The organism is Pontitalea aquivivens, from assembly GCF_046507575.1.
GTDB lineage: Bacteria > Pseudomonadota > Alphaproteobacteria > Rhodobacterales > Rhodobacteraceae > Pontitalea > Pontitalea aquivivens.
Genome location: NZ_JBKFEY010000006.1, coordinates 139,012 through 161,290, shown reverse-complemented (window position 1 = coordinate 161,290; position 22,279 = coordinate 139,012). Strand labels below are relative to the sequence as shown.

Here is a 22,279-nt window from a genome sequence, read left to right as displayed (position 1 = left end):
ATGACAATTTTGGCGGTTGCCGGGTCAATTCTCAGTGGCAATCAACATGTTGACCGGCTGGAGAGCTACGCCTGCCGGGTGCTTCTGGCAGCGTTCGTATGCCTGCTTTTCGTGCAGATCGTCTCTCGGCAGGTGTTCGGAACCTCGATCACCTGGATCGAGGAACTGTCGGTCATTCTCTTCGTCTGGTTTGCCTACTTCGGTGCGAGCTATGCGGCACGGATGGCGGCGCATAACCGGATTTCGTTCCAGTTCAACCGGATGAACCGCCGCCGTGCCCGGCTGATCGAAGCCGTGGGTGATGCGTTCTGGATCGCCTTCAACGCAGTCTTCATCTGGCAGTCGATCAGCTTCATCTCGATGCTCAAACCCTTCGTCAAGGCGCAGACGCTCGGCTGGCAGATGCGCTGGGTCTATCTGGTGCTGCCGATCGCCTTCACGCTGATGACGATCCGCATCCTTCAGGTGAACTACATGAAACTCGTGCAAGGGCGCGATCCGCGCGACCCCGACAAGGTCGATGTCGTGGCGATGGACGCAAGCCCGACCGGAGGGTCCAGGTGATGGACAGCGTTCTGATCGAAATCCTCTTCGGTTGCTTTGCCTTCCTGATGCTGATCGGCGCGCCGATCACGGTTGCGCTCGGGGTTTCCGCGCTGGCGGCGATGTTCTACCTGGGCGACAATCCGATCAAGATGGTGCAGATGTCGTGGTCCTCGGTCGGGTCCTTCCCGTTGATGGCGCTGCCCTCCTTCATCCTCGCCGGCGCGCTGATGGAGGCCGCGGGTCTCTCGCGCAGGCTGATCACGGTGGCCGAGACGCTGGCCGGGCCCTTTACGGGCGGTATCTCGGCGGCAACGGTTGTCGCCTGCCTGTTCTTCGGTGCGATCTCGGGCTCGGGCCCGGCAACGACGGCGGCGGTGGGGATGCTGATGATCCCGGCCATGGCACGGGCAGGCTATGCCCGGGGCTATGCCGCCTCGATCACGGCGGCCTCGGGCGGACTTGGCATTATCATTCCGCCCTCGATCCCGATGGTCATCTTCGGCATCTCGGCAATGGGCATGCAACCCCCGGCCGAAGCTGTCGAGGCCCATGGCACCTTCCAGACCGTGTCGATTTCAAAGCTCTTCATCGCGGGTTTCTTCCCCGGTTGTCTGATGGCGGGGGCGTTGCTGGTCAGCAACTACCTGCGGTGCCGCGCGGCAGGGTATTGCGGCTCGGCAGAGTCGCTTTCGCTGCACAAGATCCTGAATGCAACGCTCAAAGGCTTCTGGGCGCTGATGGCCCCGATTGTCATCCTGGGCGGCATCTACGCCGGGCTCTTCACGCCCACCGAGGCCGCGATCGTCGCGATCTTCTATACGCTCTTTGTCGGCATCGTGATTTACCGCGAACTAAGCTTCAGGGCGCTGGTCGATGCGCTTGAAACGACGACCTGGCTGTCGGGGCGCGTGCTGCTGGTGCTGTTCACCGCAACGGTCTTTGGGCGCATTCTTGTGGAAAACGGCGTGCCGGCGGTGATCGCGGACGGGATGCTGTCGCTCACCGACAACCTCTACCTGATCTGGCTACTGGTGATCGGTTTCCTGCTGGTGGTGGGGATGTTCATGGAAACCCTCGCCGCAATCATGATCCTCGTACCGGTGATGCTTCCGGTTGCCTATCAGATGGGCATCGACCCGATCCATTTCGGCATCGTCATGATCTGCACCTTGTCGATCGGGTTCCAGACCCCTCCGCTGGGCGAGAACCTGTTCATCGCCGCGGGTATCTCGAATGTCTCGATCGAGGAAATCTCGACACGCGCCCTGCCCTTTGCGCTGACCGGGGCGGCTGCGGTCTACCTGATCGCCTGCTTCCCCGATACCGCGCTCTGGCTGCCGCGTGTGGTTGGCTACTAAGGGGATGAAATGATAAAGAAAATCAAAACGATCCTCTACGCAACTGACCTGAGCAACACTTCGGTTCATGCGTTTCGCTATGGGCTGTGCATGGCCAAGGGCCTTGGTGCACGGTTGCACATGCTCCACGTCATCGAACCGATGAACGAGGAAGCCCGGATGACGTTGCAACTGTTCATCTCGGACCCCGCGCAGCGTAATGCCGCGATCCACCACCGCCGCGAAACCGCGTTGGCGTTGCTCCGGGAGCGTCAGGAAATGTTCTGGGCACAGATCCCCGGCGACGAGCAGGCACTGCGCAACAGCGTGGACGAGATCGAGGTGGCCGAGGGGTTTGCCGCCGAAGCCATCCTGAAACGCGCCGAAAGCCTGCCCGCCGACATGATCCTGATGGGCAGCCACGCGCACGGGGTATCGCACACTTTCCTTGGAACGGTTGCCAAACGGGTCCTGCGCCGCGCGCGCATCCCAACGCTGATCGTCCCCTATGCCGAAGATTGACTGAAAGGACCAAGACCATGACCAAGACCATGACCGCCGATGACCTCAAGGCCACGTTCGACGCGTTCAACCGCCATGACGTCGCTGCGGTGATGACCCATTTCGCCGATGACTGCATCTTCACGACCATCGGCGGTGCCGAAGAGTTCGGGACCCGCATCGACGGCGCCGAAGCCATCGCCAGGGCATTCGCCGGGGTCTGGGCCGCGATGCCCGATGCCGAATGGGCCGACCACCGCCACTTTGTCTGCGGCGACCGGGCAGTTTCGGAATGGACCTTCAGGGGCACCGATGCCCAGGGCCAAAGGATCGAGGCACAGGGGGTCGACCTGTTCACGTTGCGTGATGGACTGATCGTCGAAAAACGGGCGTTTCGCAAACAGCGCCCGCCTTTCGCAACAAAATAACCCCCAACCTCTCATTTCGGGATCACGTCGATGCAAGTCACGGCACCACGGCGCAACACCGCGCCCTACAACCCCAAATACGACCCGATCCGGGATCGCTCGATCGGCCACGGCTGCGCCTACGCACCGACCTACTGGATCGGCACCGCCGGCACCCTGCCCGAGGATGACGGCCCGGTGCGGCAAGACATGGATGTCGATGTCGTGGTGATCGGCTCGGGCTATACCGGGCTGTCCTGCGCGCTGCATCTGGCCAAGGAATTCGGCATCAAGGCGCATGTGCTGGAAGCCAACGGCGTTGCCTATGGCTGTTCGACCCGCAATGGCGGACAGGCACAGATTTCCTCGGGGCGGCTCAAGCGTTCGCAATGGATCAATCGCTGGGGTCTCGAAACCGCCAGAGGGATGCATGCCGAGGTCACCGAGGCCTTCAGCTTGTTCCGCACGCTGATCACCGATCACAACATCGACTGCGACCCGCAGGACGGTGGTCACTATTACATTGCCCATAAACCCTGGATGATGCCCGCGCTGGAAAAGGAAACCGCCCTGTTGCGCGAGGCCTTCGGCTATGGGGCGAAGCTGATCAGCCGCGGCGAGATGCACGAACGCATCGTACGCGACGCGGAAGCGCAGGGCGCGATGTGGGAACCGGACGGCGTTGGCATCCACGCCGCCAAGCTGGCCTTTGGCTACATGCGGGCCGCGCGCGAACTCGGCGCAAAGATCCATGTGGACAGTCCCGTCGAAGGCTGGGCAACGAAAAACGGTATCCATCACCTGCGCACGCCGGGGGGCACCGTACGCGCCCGCGCCGTGGCCGTGGCGACGGCAGGCTACGCGCCGCGCGGACTGCACCCGCGGCTGCGCGACCGGATCATGCCGATCATGTCAAACTCGATCGTCACACGGGTGCTGACCGCCTCGGAACTCGAAGCCTGTGGTTTCCAGACCTTTTCGCCCCTGACCGACACGCGCACACTGCGTCATTATTACCGCCTGCTGCCCGACAATCGGGTGCAGATCGGATCGCGCGCGGCGATCACTGGCTCGGACGCCGACAACCCCAGGCACCTCGCCGGTCTGCGCGAGGGGCTGGCGCGGAAATTCCCCGCGCTGCGGGACATCCCCCTGGATTACAGCTGGTGGGGCTGGGTCGATGTCAGCCATGACATGATGCCCCGCATCACCGCCATGCCTGGCACACCCAATGCCTATTACGCGATGGGCTATGGCGGCAACGGTGTCATGTATGCCGCCCAGGCCGGACGACGCATGGCGCAACTTGTCGCGGGGCGCGCGGCGGACCTCCCCAAACTGCCGATCTTCGGCAACGAACTTCCCCATGAGGGCTGGAAAACGCCGTTCCGGCGACTCGGCCAATGGGGCCTCTACAAATTTTATCACTATCGGGACGAACGCGGCTGAGCCCGCGCGAGCAAGGAGACACGCGATGAAAATGACCACCGAAGAAGCCTTTGTGAAGGTCCTGCAAATGCACGGAATCGATCAGGCATTCGGCATTATCGGCTCTGCGATGATGCCGGTCTCGGACCTGTTCCCCAAGGCGGGCATCAAATTCTGGGACTGCGCCCATGAAACCAATGGCGGGCTGATGTGCGATGGCTACATCCGTGCCACCGGCAAGATGGCGATGGCAATCGCCCAGAACGGCCCCGGTGTCACCGGCTTCGTCACCGCCGTCAAGACCGCCTACTGGAACCACACGCCCATGCTTCTGGTTACGCCACAGGCTGCAAACAAGACCATCGGCCAGGGCGGTTTCCAGGAGATGGAACAGATGCGGCTTTTCGCCGACAGCGTCTGCTATCAGGAAGAGGTGCGCGACGCGACCCGCATCCCCGAAGTATTGAACCGCGTCATCATGAAAGCATGGCGATCTTCGGCACCGGCACAAATCAACATCCCGCGCGACATGTGGACCCAGGTCATTGATGTCGATCTGCCGCAGATCGTGAAATTCGAACGCCCCGCCGGTGGCGAAGAGGCCGTGGCCGAGGCCGCAAAGCTGCTCTCGGAGGCGCGTTTCCCGGTGATCCTGTCGGGCGCGGGCGTGGTACTTGCGGGGGCGATCCCGGATCTGGCGCAGCTGGCGGAACGGCTGGACGCCCCGGTCTGCTCGAATTATCAGCACAATGACAGCTTCCCCGGATCGCACCGGCTGGCCATGGGCCCGCTTGGCTACAACGGTTCAAAGGCCGGGATGGAACTGATCGCCAAGGCCGATGTGGTGCTGGCGCTTGGTACGCGGCTCAATCCGTTCTCGACCCTGCCGGGTTACGGCATCGACTACTGGCCGAAAGAGGCCAGGATCATCCAGGTCGATATCAACGCCGACCGCATCGGTCTGACCAAGAAGGTCACCGTCGGCATCGAGGGCGATGCGGCCAAGGTCGCGCGGGGCATCCTCGCGCAGCTTTCGGACACTGCGGGCGACGAAGGCCGCGCCGCACGCCGCGCACTGATCGCACAGACCAAATCCCGCTGGGCGCAGGAACTTTCGAGCCTCGATCACGAGGATGACGATCCCGGAACCGTCTGGAACGAAGAGGCCCGCGCGCGCGACAATGATCTGATGAGCCCGCGTCAGGCATGGCGCGCCATTCAGGCCGGGATGCCTGAGGATGCGATCATCTCGTCGGATATCGGCAACAACTGCGCGATCGGCAACGCCTATCCGGCCTTCGAAAAGGGCCGCAAATACCTTGCGCCGGGCCTGTTTGGCCCCTGCGGCTACGGCTTTCCGGCGATCCTCGGTGCCAAGATCGGCTGCCCCGACGTTCCGGTAATCGGCTTTGCCGGCGACGGCGCCTTCGGCATCTCGATGAACGAGATGACGGCCTGCGGTCGCGACGACTGGCCCGCGATCACCATGGTGATCTTTCGCAACTACCAGTGGGGCGCGGAAAAGCGCAACACGACGCTGTGGTATGACAACAACTTCGTCGGCACCGAACTGGACCGCGACACCACCTATGCCGGAATTGCCCGCGCCTGTGGCGCACATGGCATTCAGGTGCGCTCGACCGAAGAACTGACCACGGCGCTGCGTGAAGCGATCCAACGCCAGATGTCCGCGAAGGAAACCACCTTCATCGAGGTTCTGCTCAATCAGGAACTCGGCGAACCCTTCCGCCGCGATGCGATGAAGAAGCCGGTCGTGGTGGCCGGGATCGACGCCGCCGACATGCGTCCGCAAAAAGGCGCAATCTGAACCCTGCGGCGGGCAGTAATACCCAGGCTGCCCGCCGCACCCGACCTCGCCCGTTTCCTGCACTGGCGGGGGCCTCTCCTTCGCACAATCCGCCCGGAGCCCTGCCATGATCGCAGTCACGTCCGCCCCCAACCAGCTGCGGGTGCTGTTCCCCGGCTTTCTCGTCTCGGCCCTCGTGGCCGCGACCGCACAATTCCTTTCTGAACATTACGGTGCGCCTGCGATGCTGATGGCGCTGCTGCTGGGACTGGCACTGAACTTTCTTGCCGAAGACGGCAGCCCGACCGCCCCCGGTATCGCGATCACCTCGCGCACCGTTTTACGGCTTGGTGTGGCGCTGCTCGGCGCACGGATCTCGGTCGACATGCTCGCGGGGCTTGGCGCGGACCTGATCGCGCTTGTCGTCGGCGGGGTCATCGCGACAATCGCCTTTGGCCTGCTGATCGGCCGCTTCTTCGGGCGCAAGTGGCGTTTTGCCCTGCTGACCGGCGGTTCGGTCGCGATCTGCGGGGCTTCGGCGGCCATGGCGATTGCCGCGATCCTGCCCCGCCACGACAAGGCCGAACGCGACCTTGCCTTCACGGTCATGTCGGTCACGGTGCTTTCGACGGTGGCGATGGTGATTTATCCGATGCTCTCGAAAATTCTGGGCTTCGATGCCCGCGCGGGGGGTGTCTTCCTCGGCGGCACGATCCACGATGTCGCCCAGGTCGTCGGCGCAGGTTTCTCGATCAGCACCGAAACCGGCGAAACCGCGACCCTCGTCAAACTGATCCGCGTCGCGATGCTGGCGCCGGTTGTGCTCATGGCCTCGGTGCTGATCCGCGCTTTCGTCGCACGCGATGTGGGCAGCGGTCCGCGCCCGCCACTCCTGCCCGGCTTCGTCATGGGCTTTCTGGTGCTTGCCGCGCTGAATTCCTTTGGCGTGGTGCCCGCCATCGTCGCGGAATGGGCGGGGGTGATTTCCCGCTGGGCGCTGCTGATCTCGATCGCGGCGGTGGGGATCAAGACCTCTCTGGCCAGGATGCTTCAGGTCGGCGGCAGCGCCATCGCCCTGATCGTTGCCGAAACCCTCTTTATCGGCGGCTGGGTGCTGGCCGGCCTGCATTTTCTGGAGTAAGCAATGAAAGCCCTTGATCACATCTTCGACCGTGCGCGGCAAAATGCCGGTACCGTCATCTTGCCCGAAGGCGGGGATCCGCGGGTGCAGGCGGCCGGATTGCATGCGCAGCGCGACGGTCTGGCCCGGATCGTTCTGCTGGGGGATCCGGCGCAGATCACCCCTGCCCTTGCCGCACTCGGCGCCCGCCCCGGCGAAATCCGTGTCGAGGCGCCCGGGGACTACCCCCGCATCGGTGTGTTGGCCTCGGTGTTCCATGCCCTGCGCGCGCATAAAGGGATGACCCTGGAAAAGGCCCGGGAACTTGTCTGCCAGCCGCATCTGCATGCGGCCCTGCGGGTGTTCACCGGCGACGCCATCGGCACGGTCGGCGGCGCGGTCGCGACCACCGCAGAAACCGTGCGCGTGGCCTTGCAGACCATCGGCAGGGAACCGGGCCTTTCCACCGTATCAAGCTTTTTCCTGATGCTTTCCTGCACACCGGGGTCAAAACTTCAGGGGGGGATGATCTTTTCCGATTGCGGTCTGGTGATCGAGCCGAATGCGCAGGAACTGGCCGCCATCGCCCGTGCCTCGGCCCGGTCATGCCGTCAGCTCCTGAACGAGGAGCCGCGCATCGCGCTTTTGTCCTTTTCGACAGCGGGCTCGGCCGAACATGAAAGCCTGCACAAGATCCGCGAGGCGCTGGCCATCGTGCGCGCGGCCGAACCAGAGCTTCAGATCGACGGCGAAATTCAGTTCGACGCGGCTCTTGATCATGAATTGCGCGCCCGTAAGGCCCCGGGCAGCCGTCTCGAAGGGCGTCCGAACGTCTTTGTCTTCCCCAATCTTGCGGCCGGCAATATCGGCTACAAGATCGCCGAACGGCTGGCCGGAATGCAGGCTGTCGGCCCGATACTGCAAGGGTTGCGGCGCCCGGCCAACGACCTGTCACGCGGCTGCTCGGTCGAAGATATTGTGGCCACGATCGCGGTGACAGTGGTGCAGGCCATCGACTGCCCGCAAATACCGAAAAGCTTCGCAGCGGGGCATGCCGGCTGTACATGACCCGTTCAACCGGCCTCTGACCCGCCGGGGCACCTGAAAGGCGTCAAGGCTGAAAGCTTCTCATGCCAGAGTTGAAGGTTGCTCGCCTTCTGAGCGTAGGCCTTGAACGGGAAGCGGGCGCCGGGGGCTGGTGAACGCTTATTCGTGCGTATCCTTTTCTCCGACATAGATGCCCAAGGCATGGCGTTGGCTGTGATAGCTTGCGATCGAGGACACGACGTCCTCGCCGGCTTCCGCGATGATGAATGCGACCAGAACCTCGAAAAACGCCGTCAGCGCCACGGTTGAGATGAAGAATTGCGGCGTGTCGGTCGGCACGACGAACCTGTGCTGCGCCTCGGGCATGATCGGGCTTGCGAGACTGTCGGAAATGGCGATGACCCGAACACCCTGAGCGCGCGCAACCGCGACCGCTTCGACAATTTCGCGCCGGTAGGGCCGAAAGGTCATGGCGATCAGAACGTCGTTCTTGTCGGCGCGCGCAAGGCCGTCCACAGGCTGCATTCCGCCTTGGGGCAGGGCCCGCACGCCATCGATGGCCATGCCGGCAAGATAGGCAAAGTTCTGCACGATTGCGTTGTTCACACCCACACCAAGCGCATAGCAGCGCCGTGCAGATACGATTTCGCGTGCCGCCGCCTGAATGGCGCGGTGATCCGTCGCGGCGAAAAAGCCTTCGATGCCGTCAATGGCCGCTTCGGCGCTGGCGGCGAAAAGGGCGCCCATCTCGTCACGTTGCGCAACCGACTGAAGCCAGCGCGCCCGGTCGGGATATGTCTCGCGGCCCTGGCGGATTTCATTTCGAAATACCTCTCGGAACGATTCATAGCTTTCGATTCCAAGCGCGCGGGACAAACGTACCAAAGTGTTCGGCTTCACATCCGCCCTGGCGGCGAGCTGACGGATGGAACACACCCCGATCTCATTGGAGTTTTCAAGCAAAAATCCCGCCAACTTTGCCAATTCTGGCGTAAATTCAGCACGTTGCGCCTGAATCCGGTCAAGGATTTCAAGGGATGTCATCGGCGTTGGTTCATTTGTTTTCTTCATGATTGACGAAACTACAAATGTTCGATAGCCCTGTCCACAGAAAACATTTGTTCGAAAGGAAGAGATCAATGGTTCCCTCCTCTGCCCGCGTGGTGATCATCGGAGGCGGCATCATGGGCTGCGGTCTTGCCTATCACCTTGCACACGAAGGCTGGACGGATGTCGTCCTGCTGGAAAAGGCTGAACTCACCTCTGGTTCCACATGGCATGCCGCCGGGCAGATCACACATTCCACGTCCAGTTATGGCCTTGGCAAGTGCGTGGGCTACAATATCGATCTGTACTCCAAGGTGCTTGAGGCAGAGACCGGGCAGTCGGTCACCTGGCATGGCTGTGGCTCGCTCCGGCTGGCTTATACCGACGACGAGCTTGACTGGCTCCACCAGACGATTTCGGTCGGCAAGGGCCTCGGGTTCCCGATGGAACTCATCGGGCCCGAGCGGATTCGTGAACTGCATCCCTTCTACAACCTTGATGGCGTCAAGGCGGCATTGCACACGCCCGACGACGGCCATGTCGATCCGGCAGGCGCGGCCTTCGCGCTTGCCAAGGGGGCGCGGCAATTGGGCGTGAAGGTAATCCGTCACTGTCGGGCCACGAACGTGACATCTGCGCCGAACGGCGAATGGGTTGTGGAAACCGAACAGGGTTCGATCACTTGCGAACATGTCGTCAACGCCGGCGGCACCTACGCAAGACAGGTGGCTTTGTGGTCGGGCTATGACCTTCCGGCGACCTCGATGACGCACCACTATTTCATCACCGACACGGTGCCCGAGTTTCAGGGTCTCGACAAGGAACTCCCCGTCGTTCGCGATGATCGGCTGGTCTCGGGCTATATCCGGATGGAACAGAAGAAAGGCCTGATCGGTATTTACGAGAAGGCCAATCCGAACACTGTCTGGGAGGATCACTGCCCCTGGGAAGCCGAGAACGAGCTTTTCGAACCGGATTATGACCGCATCATGCCCTGGCTGGAAAACGCGATGGACCGGATGCCGATCCTTGCTGAACTTGGAATAACCCGCGAAGTGCATGGCGCGATCAGCCATCCGCCCGATGGCAACCCGCTGATCGGTCCGGCGCCGGGGCTGCGAAACTACTGGTGCTGCTGCGGCACCCAGATCGGTATCGGCTGGGGGCCTGGCCTGACGCGGGAACTGGCGCGATGGATCATTTCGGGCACGCCCGAGATCAACATGCGTGAATTCGATCCGCGCAGGTTCGGCCCCTATGCGGATAAGACCTACCAGATCACCAAGGCGAAAGAGGATTACCTTCTGCGGCACGAAATTCCATTCCCGCACTTCAACCGTCCTGAAGGCCGGCCGGCAAAACCCTCGGCGCTTTACGAAGATTGCAAGGCCGAAGGCGCGGTGTTCGAGGAAGTCTACGGCCATGAACGTCCGCGCTGGTTCGCGCCAGAGGGGACCGAAGCGGCGGATATTTACGGCTTCCGCCGCACCAGACTGCACGACATTGTCGGGGCCGAAGTACGCGCGGTTCGCGCACGCGCCGGGATAATGGATATCTCGGCCTTTACCAAGATTGAGGTCTCGGGGCCGGACGCGCGCGCCCTCCTTGATGGACTGGTCGGCAACAGGTTGCCCGCGCCGGGGCGCATCGCCCTGACACACGTCCTGAACGAGGCGGGCCGGATCGAGCTGGAAACCACGATCATCTGCCTTTCCCAGGACCGCTTCTACCTGGTCTGCGCGGCCTTCTTCGAACAGCGTCTGCTCGACAATCTGAGCTTCGCGCAGAAGGGCGGGAAGGTGACGATAACCAACCGCTCGTCCGACTGGGGTGCGTTTGCGCTGAACGGGCCGCTGTCGCGCGACATTCTCACGGCTTGCACCGGCTCCGACCTTTCCAACGCCGGATTCAAGTGGATGACAGCACAGGAAATCGAGGTGGGCGGCCACAGGCTTTGGGCTTTCCGCATGTCCTATGCGGGCGAACTTGGCTGGGAATTCCACGGCCCCCGCGATGCGACCCTTGGGGCTTTCCGTGCCATCAAGGCGGCAGGCAAGCAATACGGGCTGAAGAACTACGGATCCTTTGCCATGAACGCGATGCGCATGGAAAAGGCCCTCAAGGGCGCCGGAGAGCTCACGAATGAAGTGACGCTGCCCGAAGCGGATGTCATGAACTTTGTCAAACTGGACAAGGACTTCCGTGGCAAGGCGGTGACGGAAGCAGCCGCGGTCAGGCCGCGGCGCTTCGTCTGCGTCTATCTGGAAGTGGCCGATGACGGCAAATCCGACGGCAACGGCGGCGAGGCGGTTCTGGCGAACGGCACTCAGATCGGAACCGTCAGTTCCATCGCCTTCGGTCATGGCGTTGGAAAGCTGCTGGCCTTTGCCTATGTGAAACCCGAATTCGCCGCGCCCGGAACGACTTTGAACGTCGTGATCATGGGTGTGCCGCGGCCAGCCAGAATTCTGGGCGAACCGGCATACGATCCTGAAGGCCTCAAGCCACGGGCTGACAGCCGCGCCGTCTGCGCGTGATCCACGGGGTCAGTCTTCAGCGGCCGGGGCCGTTGCCGCGGGCTTTCCAGAAAAAAGGCGTCCAACGGCAAGGCTTTGCACGTCGCCCGCATCATCGCGCGCAAGGAACAGGGCGTCCAGGCCGAACTTCCTGGCAAGGATTGCGCCTTCATCCGTGCCCATCACCATCAGCGCGGTGGCCCATGCATCGGCCCCGGCACAGGTGGCCGCGATCACGGTAACCGATGCGGGCGAGCCAAGAAGGGGTGCCCCGCGCCCCGGGTCCATCGTGTGCGCCAGGTGTCGGCCATTGACCGTGACCCAGTGGCGGTAATCACCCGAAGTCGCCACGGCCGCATCCTGCAACGTCAGCACCGAATACGGCGCGCGGCGGTTACGGTCGGGGGCCTCGACCGCGATGGTCCAGGGGCTGCCGTCGGGGCGCAGACCCATGGCGCGCATCTCGCCGTCGATGCCGACCAGCGCATCGCGGATGCCGTGGTTGCGCAAGCAATCGACCAGCCGGTCCACGCCGTATCCCTTGGCGATACCGTTCAGGTCCAGCGTGATGGGCGCGGTCTTGCGTACCCTGCCGCCGCCAAGCTCCAACGTCTCGAAAGCGGGGCGACGGGGGGCCTCAATCGCGGCACGGATGGCCTGCGGATCGGCTGCGGCGGGGCCAAAGCCCCAGGCCCGCACTGCATCGCCCAGCCCGATGTCGAAGGCCCCGCCCGAGGCGCGACCGATGCCCAGCCCCAGTTCCAGCACACGCGCGAAATCATGAGGCATGTCATGCCACTCACCCACCGGCGCCGCGTTCAGGCGCATCAGGTCGCTGTCGGGCCGCCACATGGACATCTGCGCATCTATCGCATCCACCGCCGCCTGCAGGGCTGTCTGCGCCCGGGCGGGGTCGAAATCCCGGGCGGCAAAGAACAGCGCGGTCCACCGGGTTCCCATGGTCGGGCCATTCAGCGCGTGGCGGACAAGGTCAGTAGACATCTTCGACATAACGCCCCCCGGCCTTTAGCATCGCGGGCGTCATACCCATTGGTGCAAGGATATCCTCAAGCGCGCGGGCCACGCCTTGCGCCATGTCACGCCCGCCACAGACCATCACCTTTGCGCCCTGGCAGATCGCCTCGGCCACCTGCGCGGCCTCGGCCCGCAGCGCATCTTGCACATAGTGCGGTCGCGCCCCACGAGAGGCGGCGGTGGACAGGCGGGCAAGCCGCCCCCCGGCCTGCCACGCGACCAGATCGTCGCCATAAAGGAAATCGCTGTCGGGGTGACGCATCCCAAAGAACAGGTGCACCGCGCGGCAGCGGGCATTGGCGCGGATGACCCCGGCCAGCGGCCCGATGCCGGTGCCCGCCCCGATCAGGATCAGCGGTGCGTGACCGCGCCCGGCGTGGAAGCCCGGATTGCGCCGCAGGAAGGCCTGCACGCGGTCGCCCGGTTCCAGCGCCAGAAGCTGGCCGGAACACAGACCGCCGGGATGCTTCTTCACCACGATCTCGACAAAGCCATCGCGGCTGCCAGATGCCAGAGAATAGAACCGCGGCACGGCCGACCCTTCGGGCAGGATGCCCAGCAGATCACCCGCCTGAAACCGCGCAAAGCCCCTGCCTGCAAGCCGCGCCCGGAACGACGCCTGCGGCAGGTCAAAGCGCAGGATCGCGGTCGGGGCCTGCACTTCGGCCCCATAGTCGCGGCGCGAGGCAAGCGCCAGACTGTCGGCGGCGGGGCGGGTGGGCTGATGGTCAAGCTCCAGCGTCAGGCCCAGGGCGCCACCCAGCGCCCGGCCCCAGCGCACGAAATCCTGCGGTGACTGACGGTCCACGGTGTCCATGGGCAAAAGAGTAGCCCAGCCCATGGCGCGGGCGCGTTCTTCGACCTCTGCCGCGAAGGCGCAGAAGGCCGGAAAGCCGCGGTCGCCAAAGCCCAGCACGGCCAGCGGGGCCTTCGGTGCCTCGGTCATGCGCGCCAGCCGGTCAAGGAACCCCCTGGCCGAAGCGGGCGCGTCGCCTTCACCATAGGTCGCGGCCAGGATCAGGAAACGTTCGGCCCGGGGGTGAATGGCCGGATCGAAGGCGGACATCGGTGCCACATGCACCGCCTGCCCCGCTTTTCGCAGGGCGCATGTCAGCGTCGCGGCAAAGCCCCAGGTGCTGCCCCCTTCGGACCCCACAAGAATGACCGTCTGCGCCCGCGCGGCCGGGGCATTGCCGCGCAGCCGGGGCCGGCCCCGCCGCCCGGCAACCCAGATCAGCACGCCGGTTGCGCCCATCACTGGCACGCTCAGCGCGATCAGGCCAAGCACCAGCCCCAGCCCCGCCGCGCCCTGGCCGGTATGCAGCATATAGACGGTCTCGGACATTTTCCGCCACGGCGTCACCTCCGCCCATGAAAGCAACGCGCCCGTGCCCTGGTCAATCAGGCCCGTGCCGTCATCGGTTGCCAGCGTGAATACATCCTGCGCATCGCCTTTGTAGGGAAAGCTGAGCTTGCGAAGGCTTTGGACAGGCACATCCTGCAGCGCGGCCATCCGCCCAGGCGGAAACCCCATCTGGCCGCTGACCGCCGCAGGATCGGCCGGGCGCATCCCGTCATCGGGCAGAACGTCGAAGGTCGAGGCCGTCATCCACAGCGCCGTCATCGCCGACAGCGCAAGGCCAGGGACGGCCACGCGGGCGATCTCCACATGCAGCCGCCCGGCCAAAGGTCCGCGCAACCGGGCGAACCAGCGCAGCCAGCCGCCGGTGCGCCGCGCAACCAGCACAGCCCCCGACAGGGTCAGAACCAGCATCGCCGCGGCACCCGCGGCCATGACCAGCCGCCCGGCATCGTCCAGAAAAAGGGAACGGTGCAGGTTGGTAAGCCAGCGTTCCACCGGGTTCGGATCGGCCAAGGCGACATCCGCCCCGGTGGCCGGGTCAATCACCGCCGAACCCGGCGTGCCGCCGTCGAACCACCAGGCAGTGATCGTGCCAGAGGGCGCGCGGCGGATCTCCTCCAGCCCCGGATGGGTGACGGCAACGCGGGCGGCCAGGTCGGCCACGCTTTGCCCCGCCACGGGCTGCGGTGCGGACAGACGTTCGGCCATGGGAAAAACCGACAGCGCCGCCCCGCTGAGCGCAAGGACGGTCACAACGACAAGGGCCAGAAGCCCCGGCCAGCGATGAAACGAACGGATCATGGGGCCATCCCCTTACTGATAGGCAAAGCTGGCGATGTAGCGGCGGCCCTGCACAGGCGTACCGGCGCCAACGGCGGTCAAGGGCACTGCGATCTCATTCGGGCTGTCGCGCATGTCCTCGACCGCGGCGTCGATGTGCAGCATGTAACCCGCATCGAACAGCGCATCGGCCAGATCCAGCGTGATTTCCAGCGTCCGGCCCGCCCCGACGCTGGCCCCGGTAATGCCGTTGATCTGGGCGGGGTCACCCCCGGTCGCGGCGTACCAGTCGTTCAGGTGTTCGTAGTATTTCGACTTTTCGCCCGCCATCCAGAGGCTGCCCACATAGGCGCCGGAAGCATCGGTGACGTAAAGGGCAAGATAAGCCCCATCGCCGCCATAGTTGTTCAGCGTCGTGGTCAGCGTCACGGGACGGGCCATCGCCAGCCCCGGCAGGGTCAGCGCGGTGGTCAGGGCAAGGGTGGCAAGAAGGGATTTCATGAGAGAACCTTTGCAGTGAAGAGCGGTCCCGTTCCTGCCGGGACCGGATGACAGGATGCGGCGATCAGAACGGAACGTCGGGATGTCATGGCTGGTCCGCTGGTCTGCCTGGATCGGGATGCCATCAGGCTGAACCCCGTACCTGAGCGGTTCCTGACGCGCGAAACCTTTCTGCTTCAGCTTGGCGTCAGGCGAGAGGGCCAGAACGGACCCAACACGGGTCAAAGTCACGCACGGATCAAAAGGACGCCACGGGACCATGCCCCGCATCATGCGGCCGGTCGATTTGCGATGCCGTAACCCCGGCAACACAGAGCCGACGTGAACCCGGTGATCCCTGCGCGGCCATCACATGATCGTGAACGACGCTGAGGGCTTGACGAAATGGGGCGGTCAGGTGTTATTCTATAGAACTGTACAAGTGCGTTTTTCTGTTAAAGGGTTGTTTTTTGGACTACGTCGTATCATCGCGCGCCTACAATGGATCTTTGCTGGCTACACAATTGTTCAGCAAGCCCACCAATCTGGTGCTCTCCAGCTTCGGTACGCTGCAAACCGGGCAAACCCTTTCGGATGCAAATGGCAAGCTGTCTGTGGGCGAAAGCCTGACACTGGGCGGTACGCCCTATACCATGCTTGGGTCTGGTACGGTCACGCCCGGCATAACGGTGCTGGGTGCCACCGTGGCGCTTGGATCAGCGGTGGATGTGGTCATCGTTCAGGACAGCGGTGGAAATCTGCGTTTCATCTACCCGGAGGGAACGCCAAACCTGGTCGGGGCGCTGCTTCTGATTGTCGATGTCGACCCCATCGGCTATAGTCTGGTGACGGGGTCACCGCTGTGTTTCACCGCAGGAACGCGGATCCTGACCCGAGAGGGTTACCGCACTGTGGAAACTCTGGCGGTTGGCGATGTGCTGATCGATGCGGCAGGACAAGAAATGCCGCTGCTTTGGATCGGCCAGCACGAACAGGGGCTTGTGGCCCCGCGGGACCAGCGCCACAAGCCGGTTGAGATCGCCGCCCATAGTTTCGGCCCCGGCCTGCCCGAACGGTCGCTGCGCCTGTCGCCGCAACATCGGGTGCCAATTTCCGACAGCCGCTTCGTTTCTGCCTTTGGGACGAAAACTGTTTTGGTTCCCGTGAAATATCTGCTGGACGACGATTGCATTACCATCGTTTCCGACTTGCACCTGGTCATGTATTTCCATCTGCTGTGTCCCCGCCACTGCCTGCTGGTAGCCGAGGGCATGCCTGCCGAATCGCTTCTCCAGGGGCCGATGGCCCAGGAAGCACTGGCCAACCAAGTCGATGCTTCGCTGGCACATATTTCCACGCAACCCTGCCTGCCGGTGCTGAAACGCAGCGATCTGCGCAGGCTTGGCTATAGCTTCAGGCCGGAACGGATGCGGGCTGACGCCAAAATCGGGGGGTAAAGCCAGGACCGCGCCCGGTTACGGCCCTGGCATCATCGCCCCGCACGGGAGGCGGGTGGATCCTGCGCGCAGCGGCGCTGCCCCGTGACCGGAATTCCGCCCGCAGGCGCCGTGCCGCCCCATTTTCCCGCTGAATCAGAAAGCTGCGACGACTGATCTGAACATGGTTGTGGGGTCCCTTGTACTTTTGGTGTTGGCTATGTCATTCGCCAAGCGTGATAATTGCGCGTCCCAGAACGCTCTGATCCCGAAGGTCAAGGAAACGCACCTCATATTGGCCCGGGTCGCCCGGAAGCCTGAATTCCGTTTGGTTTTCATCTCCCACGCGATGCGCAGAAATCCATGTGAAATCGGGCGCGTCGGCCCGGGCCAACGCCACACGCCGGTCGGCATCATCGGCTTCGACCGTCCAGGAAACGGTGATGATTTCGCCCGGCTTCGCGGTGGCGGGCACCACCAGCCCGGCGCCGTCGTCCATAGGCGCATCCGCCGCCAGCACCTCGATCGGCCGGCGCGCCATGACCCTGTCGCCGTGGTCCAGGTGATACCGGATCTCATAGGCGCCCGGCTCTGGCGGGGCGGTAAGATCGGCCATTTCGGCATCGCCGACGCGGCGGTAGCCGTTCTGCGCGCCATCCGGCGTGCCGACGGGAACGATGGCAATGTAGTCGCGCGGATGGATGGTCCCGGTCCATGACACGGCAATCCCGGTTCCGGCCCGGACCCTGTCGGGCCCATTGATCGCGACATCCCCCTCGACCACCTCGATGGCCGTGCGGGCCAGCACCCGGTCACCGGAATCCAGTTGCAGGCGAACCTCATAGAGACCGGGTTCCGCCGGGGCGCGCAGATCACCCTCGGCGCGGCCTTCCATGCGGTCATAGTCGCCATAGTCCCCATCCCTGGCCCCGGCGGGCACGATCGTGACATAGTCGCGCGGATGAAGCCCTTCGGCCCGCCAGGTAACGGGAAAGGCCGATCCGACCACGACCTGCGCCGGGGCAGTGACCGTGACATCGGCATCGACCACCTCGATGGCCGTACGGGCCAGAACCCGGTCACCGGAATCCAGTTGCAGGCGAACCTCATAGAGACCGGGTTCCGCCGGGGCGCGCAGATCACCCTCGGCGCGGCCTTCCATGCGGTCATAGTCGCCATAGTCCCCATCCCTGGCCCCGGCGGGCACGATCGTGACATAGTCGCGCGGATGAAGCCCTTCGGCACGCCAGGTAACGGGGAAGGCCGATCCGACCACGACCTGCGCCGGGGCGTGGACCTGTGCCGGCGGCTGCTGCGGCGCGATGGCCGGAAAGATCGCATGCACATTGTGTGTGCTGTCCGGCGCCAGACGGATTTCGGCCTGCGAAAGATCGTCCTGCGCCATCGAATGGACCGTGACGATATAGTCGCCGAACGGCAGGTCGGCGGTAAAGGGATTCGCGGTGCCCGTCCGCACCATGCTGAACCCGGTGTCCGAGATTTCCCAGATCACCTCGCCGGCCAGAAGGGGAAGGTCCGGCGCTGTTGACGGTTGGTCCCAGACGGGGGCGTCGCCGATCTCTGCGCCGCCGAGACTGGCGGTGAAGGTGAAGGTTCCCGAAGGTGGCGCGGCGGTGACTTCGCGCAGGGCGCCGGTCAGTTCCAGGGCATTGTCTGCGGTCAGAAAGCGGCCTCCGGTTTCTTCGGCGATACATTGCATCTGCATCAACGCCTCGGCCTCTTTGGAAACATCGAACCCGATGACATGGGCGGTGAAATCCGTGCCGGCCGCCTCAAGCGCGCGCGCGGCGGCGCAGGGATCGGGGTTGCAGGTCTCGATCCCGTCAGAAACCAGGATTACCGTCGCCGCCTGTTCGGTATGACGCAACGCCTGTGCGGCGGCGATGACGGCGTCGGTCATCGGGGTCATGCCGCGCGGGTTCAACCCGTGGACGATGCGGGTAATTTCATCGGCGGTGCCCGGCGCCGGTGCAACAACCGTCTCGATATCCGTGCATTGCCCGCGTTCGCGATGGCCATAGGTCACAAAGCCAAGGTTCTGATCCGCCGGGAAATCCGACAGGATGTCAGCCACAACCTCGCGGGCGATGGTGATCTTGTTCACCCCGTCGATCTGACCCCACATCGACCCCGATGCATCCAGCACAAGGATCGTGTTCGGGCGATCCTGGGCAAGCGTCGGTGCCGCAAGAAAGAACGCCAGGGCGGCAAGCCCGGGAATTACTGGGCATTTCATACGGCTTCTCCGTTGTGCGTGGCGCCGAAGCGGGGGCCCGCGCGCTCTTTCAGCTTGCGGAAATGCGAGGACATCTTATCCAGCCGCGCCTCCCATTCCGGGTCGGGGCGCTGACCGTCCGTCGTCCTGAAATAGACCTGCATCAGGCAGGCGACGGCGAAGGGTTCCAGGAAGGCGGCCTTGACACTCCAGGCAAGCAGCAGCGCAAAGACGAAACCCCCTGCCGACCAGGCGCCGGGCATGGCATGGACCAGCGCCGCCGCCGGGGCAAGCGTCACGAGGAAAACCAGAAAGGCCAGGCCATAGGTGATCAGCGTCAGCCAGGCGGCGTTGCGCAGCATCACCTTCCAGTTCTGGCCGTAAAGTACCAGGGCCTCATGCGCCGATCCCCAGGCATCCGTCGATCGGGTGCGGATCGCATGGGCAAGGATCACCTCGTCGATAAAGCCCACCGCCATGCGAAGAAAGGCCTGCACGACGCCCATCAACTGCCGGACATAGGGGATCGGCAGGATCGACAGGATGCCGCGCACCAGCCCCGTGATGGCGCGGATCACGCCCTTGACCAGCTGGTCCAGCGCAAAAAGCAACGACGCCTGGCCGAACCGTTCCTTCACCACGACCGTGGCATGGGCGATCTGGCCGCGCCCCTGCGGCAGCGGTTTGCCGTCGATCAGTTCGACCAGCACCGCGACGTGGCCCGCCTTGACGATGTAAAGGATATACTCGCGCAGCCAATACATCACCGCCCCGGCCAGCGTCAGGCCCGCGATGCCGCCCCAGGCCATCGACGTTGCCCGGAAGTCGTCGTCGCCAAAGGCACCGACGCCCCAGCCGATCCCGACGCCGGTGCCGGTCGCAAGGATATAGGCCAGCGTGATCCCGAAATAGACCGCCGCCCGCAAGAGCACGAAGGGCAGCGTCCGCATCATCAGGCCGATCGCTTGTCCGATATTGAAATCCCACACGGTTCCGGTTTCCTTTCGGGTGTCTGTCGGCTTCAGGGGTGACGGCTGGGGACGCTTGTTTCGTCCCCGAAATGGCGTCGCAGCCAGGCGTTGATGTCATTGGCGATCAGCGCGGGCCCATCGCCCGATACGCCCCAGCGCGACAGCGTGACCCGCGTCGCCGGGCGTGTGTGGCGAAAGACCAGAACCACCTTTGATGTCGTGCGGTCCTCGCGCGCGGTATGGCTGCGGTCCAGTTCGGCACTGTCCAGGGTCTCCAACGGATAGTCCCGCCGGCGCGTGCCGAGGCGCGATGTCCGGGTGATGCTGACCTGCCCGGATCCGGCGTCCAGCCTCAGCCGTGTACGCTCGGACAGGGCGATATACCCTGCGACAAAGGCCCCGTTCAGCCCGACCAGCAGCACCAGCGCGGTCAGGACCTCGCCGCCGGTCAGATTGGCCAGCCCGATCAGCGTGACCGGCAACACAGGCACCATGACGAACCACAGGATAAAGCGCGGTATCGCCAGTTCCAGTTCCAGCAGGTCGGGCGTATTCGTCTTGATGCTCATGACGGATCTTTCTGGTCGCGGCGGGACAGCCAACCATTGATGATGCCGGTCAGATGCGCCACCTCGTCGGGGTCCGGCCGGAATATCGGCACGACGATCTCGCGCCGCTCTGGCCCCGATCCGCATATCAGGACCAGCCGGGTCTCATCGTTTCCCGCGGCCGTTCCATAATGCGCGACGCTTTCCAGCCCGCGCAGATCCGCAAGCGCGCATGTCTTTTCCTGCCGCCCGCGCAATGTGGTCACGCGCAACCGGGCAAACCCCGCGGCCCGGTCCAGGCGCAACTGTGTCAGTTGCACCACCTCATGCAGGTAAAGCCAGCCGATCAGGCCCACCATGGCCAGCACGATGACCCCCGTGCCGACAGCGCCGTCCGTAATGGCCGCAAGGCCCGACGCAATCGCCACCAGGATCACCACTGCGGCAATCGCCGCCCGCCGGATCGGACGGTTTTCGATCTCCAGCACGTTTTCGGAAACTTGCGTGACGCGCAGCGGATCGGCCAGAAATTCGGCAAGCGTCATGGCGCGGCACCCAACGAGGTGTCGATCCGTCCCTCAAGATTTCGGCAATCGTCAGGGGCATCCCGGCGGCACAGAACCGCCGAAAAACCGGCCCGGATCCAACCTTCGCCCTCAGGATCCAGCAGGTCGATCTGCATCCGGGGCTGCTCTTCCTCGCTTTCCCAGACGGCGCCTGCCATCGCCCCGCGATCCGGGCGCATGTCGATGGTCAGACCGGCGGGCGGCGAATTGCCCGAAGGTTTGCCGTGAAAGATCAGGCCGATCGAAATGCTGCCGTCACCAAGCGCATGCAGGTCGATCATGGTCAGCGGGCCGATATCGGTGATCTGCACCATCGCCAGGCCGTCATCCTGACGCAGCACCTGCCAATTCAGGTCTTCACCGTCCAGGCTTGCCCCGATCTTGCCAATGGGCTCCAGCGCGCGGGCCGGGGCTGCGATGCCGAGGGACAGGATCAGCGGAAGAAACACCTTCATCGTCAGTCCTGTCGGCTTATCAGCTGTTCGCGGACGCCCCGCGCAGAATTGCGTTTCGCCCCTATCGCCTCGGTCGCCAGGAAAAAACCGGTGATCCCGCCCAAGCGCCGTGTGCCTGTCCCGAACTGCCATTCGAATTGCGGGGCTCCGGTCATCTCAGTCAAGCTCCTCAAGCCGGGCGTCGAAGCTGAAGGTGACGGGCCGGGTTTCAGAGCCGGGGCCGCCACTGACCTGCCCGGTGATCGTGCCCTTCAGGGCGACGATCCCGTCGCCCGCCGCGAAGTCGTCCAGCGCCAGCGTCAGGCTGTCCTGATCGCCAATCCAGTTCCGACCCATGTCGCGGGCGAAGGCGATCATCAGCTCCATCTCACCGGGCGCGGGCAGATCGCCGTTGATCGTCAGTATCAGATTGACCGGCCCCTGGGCTCCCTCCATCTGTGCGGCAAGAAAGGAGGCATCGGCGTAGTTGCCGATGATCGTCACGTCGGACAACTCGGGTGCAATGGTCAGTTCCAGTGGCTGATCGCCAAAACTGCCGGTCACCAGGCCACCCGGCCCGTCGGCCAGCGCCGGCAGCGCCAGCAGACAGGCCAGAACGGGTATGCCTGTCCTTTGCATGGCCGAAAGAATGGTCAAGAATGATCCCTCCTGCT

At 63.9% G+C, this 22,279-nt stretch carries 20 protein-coding genes; 10 read left to right on the top strand and 10 right to left on the bottom strand.

Annotated elements, in window-relative coordinates; translation table 11 throughout:
* The 8 genes from ACK8OU_RS10165 to pta all read left to right on the top strand — a co-directional run bounded on the left by ACK8OU_RS10165 (position 1) and on the right by pta (position 8,214).
* Entirely contained in the window at positions 1-564 is a 564-nt protein-coding gene (locus tag ACK8OU_RS10165) for a TRAP transporter small permease (protein ID WP_410303271.1), read from the top strand.
* Complete coding sequence (locus ACK8OU_RS10160) at positions 564-1,904, top strand: TRAP transporter large permease (RefSeq protein ID WP_410303277.1); 1,341 nt, start codon at positions 564-566, stop codon at positions 1,902-1,904. Before ACK8OU_RS10165 ends, ACK8OU_RS10160 begins: the two co-directional genes overlap by 1 nt.
* A 9-nt stretch (positions 1,905-1,913) precedes the next feature.
* Positions 1,914-2,405: a universal stress protein gene (locus ACK8OU_RS10155; protein ID WP_410303270.1), complete on the top strand. Its 492-nt coding sequence runs from the start codon at positions 1,914-1,916 to the stop codon at positions 2,403-2,405.
* Between the two features lie 17 nt (positions 2,406-2,422).
* Complete coding sequence (locus tag ACK8OU_RS10150; protein WP_410303269.1) at positions 2,423-2,812, top strand: nuclear transport factor 2 family protein; 390 nt, start codon at positions 2,423-2,425, stop codon at positions 2,810-2,812.
* 30 nt (positions 2,813-2,842) lie between these two features.
* A complete protein-coding gene (locus ACK8OU_RS10145) occupies positions 2,843-4,240 on the top strand; it encodes an NAD(P)/FAD-dependent oxidoreductase (RefSeq protein WP_410303268.1) in 1,398 nt (465 codons plus the stop codon).
* A 25-nt stretch (positions 4,241-4,265) separates the two neighbouring features.
* Positions 4,266-6,047, top strand: coding sequence for a sulfoacetaldehyde acetyltransferase (gene xsc / locus ACK8OU_RS10140; RefSeq protein WP_410303266.1), 1,782 nt, complete (start codon positions 4,266-4,268; stop codon positions 6,045-6,047).
* 106 nt (positions 6,048-6,153) lie between these two features.
* Complete coding sequence (locus ACK8OU_RS10135; RefSeq protein ID WP_410303264.1) at positions 6,154-7,167, top strand: YeiH family protein; 1,014 nt, start codon at positions 6,154-6,156, stop codon at positions 7,165-7,167.
* A 3-nt stretch (positions 7,168-7,170) separates the two neighbouring features.
* On the top strand, positions 7,171-8,214 hold the full coding sequence (pta, locus tag ACK8OU_RS10130) for a phosphate acetyltransferase (RefSeq protein ID WP_410303263.1): 1,044 nt from the start codon (positions 7,171-7,173) through the stop codon (positions 8,212-8,214).
* Positions 8,215-8,352: 138 nt separating this feature from the next.
* Here pta and ACK8OU_RS10125 read toward each other — a convergent pair whose 3' ends face one another.
* On the bottom strand, positions 8,353-9,333 hold the full coding sequence (locus tag ACK8OU_RS10125; protein ID WP_410303262.1) for a MurR/RpiR family transcriptional regulator: 981 nt from the start codon (positions 9,331-9,333) through the stop codon (positions 8,353-8,355).
* Between ACK8OU_RS10125 and ACK8OU_RS10120 the strand changes: the two genes are divergently transcribed.
* Entirely contained in the window at positions 9,333-11,777 is a 2,445-nt protein-coding gene (locus ACK8OU_RS10120; protein ID WP_410303261.1) for an FAD-dependent oxidoreductase, read from the top strand. The genes ACK8OU_RS10125 and ACK8OU_RS10120 overlap by 1 nt on opposite strands.
* Positions 11,778-11,786: 9 nt before the next feature.
* Here ACK8OU_RS10120 and ACK8OU_RS10115 read toward each other — a convergent pair whose 3' ends face one another.
* From ACK8OU_RS10115 to ACK8OU_RS10105, 3 genes are read right to left on the bottom strand one after another with little or no spacing between them, the layout of a single operon-like run.
* Complete coding sequence (locus tag ACK8OU_RS10115) at positions 11,787-12,767, bottom strand: FAD:protein FMN transferase (protein ID WP_410303260.1); 981 nt, start codon at positions 12,765-12,767, stop codon at positions 11,787-11,789.
* Positions 12,748-14,955, bottom strand: coding sequence for a PepSY domain-containing protein (locus tag ACK8OU_RS10110; RefSeq protein ID WP_410303259.1), 2,208 nt, complete (start codon positions 14,953-14,955; stop codon positions 12,748-12,750). The genes ACK8OU_RS10115 and ACK8OU_RS10110 overlap by 20 nt, the downstream gene beginning before the upstream one ends.
* Before the next feature lie 12 nt (positions 14,956-14,967).
* Positions 14,968-15,435, bottom strand: a complete 468-nt coding sequence (locus tag ACK8OU_RS10105) for a DUF2271 domain-containing protein (RefSeq protein WP_410303258.1) — start codon at positions 15,433-15,435, stop codon at positions 14,968-14,970.
* Between the two features lie 503 nt (positions 15,436-15,938).
* Between ACK8OU_RS10105 and ACK8OU_RS10100 the strand changes: the two genes are divergently transcribed.
* The gene (locus ACK8OU_RS10100) at positions 15,939-16,871 is read left to right on the top strand and encodes a Hint domain-containing protein (RefSeq protein WP_410303257.1); all 933 of its coding nucleotides are present in this window, start codon (positions 15,939-15,941) and stop codon (positions 16,869-16,871) included.
* A gap of 202 nt (positions 16,872-17,073) precedes the next feature.
* Here the strand turns inward: ACK8OU_RS10100 and ACK8OU_RS10095 are convergent, their stop codons facing one another.
* From ACK8OU_RS10095 to ACK8OU_RS10070, 6 genes are all read right to left on the bottom strand, one after another.
* On the bottom strand, positions 17,074-19,107 hold the full coding sequence (locus ACK8OU_RS10095; protein ID WP_410303256.1) for a vWA domain-containing protein: 2,034 nt from the start codon (positions 19,105-19,107) through the stop codon (positions 17,074-17,076).
* A complete protein-coding gene (locus ACK8OU_RS10090; protein ID WP_410303255.1) occupies positions 19,104-20,075 on the bottom strand; it encodes a hypothetical protein in 972 nt (323 codons plus the stop codon). The genes ACK8OU_RS10095 and ACK8OU_RS10090 overlap by 4 nt, the downstream gene beginning before the upstream one ends.
* Before the next feature lie 32 nt (positions 20,076-20,107).
* On the bottom strand, positions 20,108-20,626 hold the full coding sequence (locus ACK8OU_RS10085) for a TMEM70/TMEM186/TMEM223 family protein (protein ID WP_410303254.1): 519 nt from the start codon (positions 20,624-20,626) through the stop codon (positions 20,108-20,110).
* Entirely contained in the window at positions 20,623-21,150 is a 528-nt protein-coding gene (locus tag ACK8OU_RS10080; protein WP_410303253.1) for a hypothetical protein, read from the bottom strand. Before ACK8OU_RS10080 ends, ACK8OU_RS10085 begins: the two co-directional genes overlap by 4 nt.
* Complete coding sequence (locus ACK8OU_RS10075; protein WP_410303252.1) at positions 21,147-21,626, bottom strand: hypothetical protein; 480 nt, start codon at positions 21,624-21,626, stop codon at positions 21,147-21,149. The genes ACK8OU_RS10080 and ACK8OU_RS10075 overlap by 4 nt, the downstream gene beginning before the upstream one ends.
* 156 nt (positions 21,627-21,782) lie before the next feature.
* Positions 21,783-22,262: a hypothetical protein gene (locus ACK8OU_RS10070; RefSeq protein ID WP_410303251.1), complete on the bottom strand. Its 480-nt coding sequence runs from the start codon at positions 22,260-22,262 to the stop codon at positions 21,783-21,785.
* Positions 22,263-22,279 lie beyond the last annotated feature (17 nt).